The 3,013-nt window shown below is 57.0% G+C and carries 4 protein-coding genes, 1 tRNA gene and 2 pseudogenes; all 7 read left to right on the top strand.

Features of this window, described 5'->3' with window-relative positions; genetic code table 11:
* Nucleotides 1–145: pseudogene (locus Q7J58_RS23165) on the top strand (elongation factor Tu); the annotation flags it as partial.
* A gap of 26 nt (nt 146–171) precedes the next feature.
* Nucleotides 172–247: transfer RNA gene (locus Q7J58_RS23160), tRNA-Trp, on the top strand.
* A gap of 144 nt (nt 248–391) precedes the next feature.
* Nucleotides 392–775: a preprotein translocase subunit SecE gene (secE, locus tag Q7J58_RS23155; RefSeq protein WP_304832524.1), complete on the top strand. Its 384-nt coding sequence runs from the start codon at nt 392–394 to the stop codon at nt 773–775.
* The gene (nusG, locus tag Q7J58_RS23150; protein ID WP_304832522.1) at nt 775–1,350 is read left to right on the top strand and encodes a transcription termination/antitermination protein NusG; all 576 of its coding nucleotides are present in this window, start codon (nt 775–777) and stop codon (nt 1,348–1,350) included. The genes secE and nusG overlap by 1 nt, the downstream gene beginning before the upstream one ends.
* A gap of 168 nt (nt 1,351–1,518) precedes the next feature.
* A complete protein-coding gene (rplK, locus tag Q7J58_RS23145; protein WP_304832520.1) occupies nt 1,519–1,950 on the top strand; it encodes a 50S ribosomal protein L11 in 432 nt (143 codons plus the stop codon).
* Nucleotides 1,951–2,646, top strand: coding sequence for a 50S ribosomal protein L1 (rplA, locus tag Q7J58_RS23140; RefSeq protein WP_304832518.1), 696 nt, complete (start codon nt 1,951–1,953; stop codon nt 2,644–2,646).
* 269 nt (nt 2,647–2,915) lie between these two features.
* Nucleotides 2,916–3,013 (top strand): annotated as a pseudogene (locus tag Q7J58_RS23135) (50S ribosomal protein L10); the annotation flags it as partial.

Genomic DNA, 3,013 nt, shown 5'->3' with positions numbered 1-3,013 from the left:
CAAAGAGATGGTGATGCCTGGTGACAACGTGTCGATCACCGTCAAGCTGATCAACCCCATCGCCATGGAAGAAGGCCTGCGCTTCGCCATCCGCGAAGGTGGTCGTACCGTCGGCGCCGGTGTGGTTGCCAAGATCATTGCCTAATTCCCCGTTAGTGGGGTATAGCCAGTAGGGGTATAGCTCAATTGGCAGAGCGTCGGTCTCCAAAACCGAAGGTTGTAGGTTCGATTCCTACTGCCCCTGCCACCAAACAGGATCAAACAGTTATCTGATCTTTCTGTTTCGTGGTTAACAAGCCCACCGAAGTCGTTGTGACCTCTGGTGGGCTTGCGTGTCTCAAGCTTCAGGCTTCGGTGGCGCGAAATTTTGTAATGCATCGTCTGGATTCTCATGGCCACTTCCGAAGTTCAAACCGTCAACACCGGTGCTGACAAAGCCAAGCTGGCTGCAGCTGTGGTTTTGATGCTCAGCGGTTTTGTCGCGTTCTATCTGTTGTCTTCTCAGGGCGCTTTGGCGCAGTGGGGTGCTTTGATCGTTGCCCTGGTTGCCGCGGTGGTGGTTTTTGGTGTTTCTGAGTCGGGCAAGCGGTTGTTGGCTTTTGGCCGTGACGCGTGGCGCGAAACACAAAAGGTGGTCTGGCCTGCGCGCAAAGAAGCGATTCAGATGACGGCCTATGTGTTTGCGTTTGTCTTTGTGATGGCGCTGTTCCTCTGGCTGACCGACAAGACCCTGGAGTGGTTGTTTTACGACCTGATCCTGGGCTGGAGAAAATAATGAGCGATCAACAAAGTCCTGTGACCGACGGTGTTGCTGCAGAAGGAATGCGCTGGTATGTGGTGCATGCCTATTCCGGTATGGAAAAAGCAGCAGAACGCAACATCGTCGAACGCATCAACCGTGCCGGGATGCAGGACAAGTTTGGCCGCATTCTCGTGCCCACCGAAGAGGTGGTGGAGATGAAAAACGGTCAGCGTCGCACCACCGAGCGCAAATTCTTCCCCGGCTATGTGTTGGTGGAAATGGTGATGGATGACGACACCTGGCATCTGGTGAAGCACACCAACAAGGTGACTGGCTTTGTCGGGGGGGCTAAGAACCGCCCGGCCCCAATTTCTGAAGAAGAAGTTCAGAAGATTGTCAATCAGATGCAAGAAGGTACCGACAAGCCCCGCCACAAAGTGGAGTTTGTGGTGGGTGAGTACATTCGCGTCAAAGAAGGTCCTTTCACCGATTTCAATGGAACGGTTGAGGAAGTCAACTACGAAAAGAACAAGATGCGCGTGTCGGTGACTATTTTTGGTCGCGCGACGCCCGTTGAGCTGGAGTTCAGCCAAGTCGAAAAGACGTAAGTCTTTCGCTAAAAACCTGAATTATTTTTAAAACTGCCGTGGCGTGAGGCCGTAGCAGCACCAAACGCCAGGGTCGGCCCGAAGCGGTTGTTGGCATTTTTGTGATTCGGGCCGAAAGCCGCGAGGAGGCTGCCATGTGCAGCCGCTTGAACTCGCAGGAGCAACACCATGGCGAAAAAAATCGTCGGCTTTGTCAAGCTGCAAGTACCAGCTGGCAAAGCCAATCCGTCCCCTCCGATCGGTCCGGCGCTGGGTCAGCGCGGTCTGAACATCATGGAGTTCTGCAAGGCGTTCAACGCGCAGACCCAAGGCGTCGAGCCGGGTACGCCGCTGCCGGTCGTGATCACCGCTTTTGCCGACAAGAGCTTCACCTTCATCATCAAGACGCCCCCGGCGACGGCCATGATCAAGAAAGCGATCAAGCTGGTCAAGGGCTCGCCCGTGCCCAACAAGAACAAGGTTGGCAAGATCACCCGAGCCCAGCTTGAAGAGATCGCCAAGGTCAAGATGAAAGACATGACCGCTGCCGATATGGACGCCGCTGTGCGCACCATCGCCGGTTCGGCCCGCTCAATGGGCGTGATTGTGGAGGGTGTGTAAATGTCCAAGCTGACCAAAAAACAGAAGGCCTTTGCAGGCAAGGTCGACAGCACCAAGCTGTATGCGCTGACCGACGCGCTGACCATCATCAAAGACTGCGCCAACGCCAAGTTTGACGAATCCATCGACGTGGCCGTTCAATTGGGCGTGGACGCCAAGAAGTCGGACCAGGTGGTGCGTGGTGCTGTCGTCATGCCCAACGGCACCGGCAAAACCAAGCGCGTGGCCGTGTTCGCCCAGGGTGCCAAGGCCGAAGAGGCCAAGGCTGCCGGTGCCGACATCGTTGGCATGGACGATCTGGCTGCCGACATCAAGGCAGGCAAGATGGATTTCGACGTGGTCATCGCGTCGCCTGACGCCATGCGCGTTGTGGGTACCCTGGGTCAGATCCTGGGTCCACGTGGCCTGATGCCCAACCCCAAAGTCGGTACCGTGACGCCTGACGTCGCTCAAGCCGTGCGCAACGCCAAGGCTGGCCAGGTGCAGTTCCGTGTGGACAAAGCCGGTATCGTGCACGGCACCATTGGTCGCCGTTCGTTCGACAGCGACAAGCTCCAGGGCAACCTGGTGGCCTTGCTGGACGCACTGACCAAAGCCAAGCCAGCGACCAGCAAAGGCGTGTACCTGCGCAAAGTGGCGGTTTCGTCGACCATGGGTGTGGGCGTTCGCGTCGACATGCAATCCATCTCGGCCTGATCGCTGGAAGAAAATTCGGGTGCCCGTTCTCGGACGAGGCGCCCGGGTGTGGTGGGTCTGGGGTTCGGTGGCTTGGCTGCCCGACCCCGGAGCCATCCAAGACCGTTGGTGTCGGGCGGTGTCCTTTGGGATGCGGCCGGACTTAATTGTGACAAGCCAACGCAGATGGCGATCCCGCTGCAGATGGAATCCGGTTCCCTAAACAGTTGGTCGCTGCAATGAGGCGTGCCGAAGGCCATTGGGCCATAGGCACATTTAAGGAGTAGACCTTGAGTCTGAATCGCAGTGAGAAAGAAGCGGTCATTTCCGAAGTGACCAGCCTCGCCGCAAAAGCTCAAACGCTCGTGATGGCGGAATACCGTGGCAT

Origin of the sequence: Hydrogenophaga sp., from assembly GCF_030656115.1 — a bacterium.
Lineage (GTDB): Bacteria > Pseudomonadota > Gammaproteobacteria > Burkholderiales > Burkholderiaceae_C > Hydrogenophaga.
Note: the sequence above shows the minus strand (reverse complement) of the source record. Positions and strands in the feature narration are given on the sequence as shown.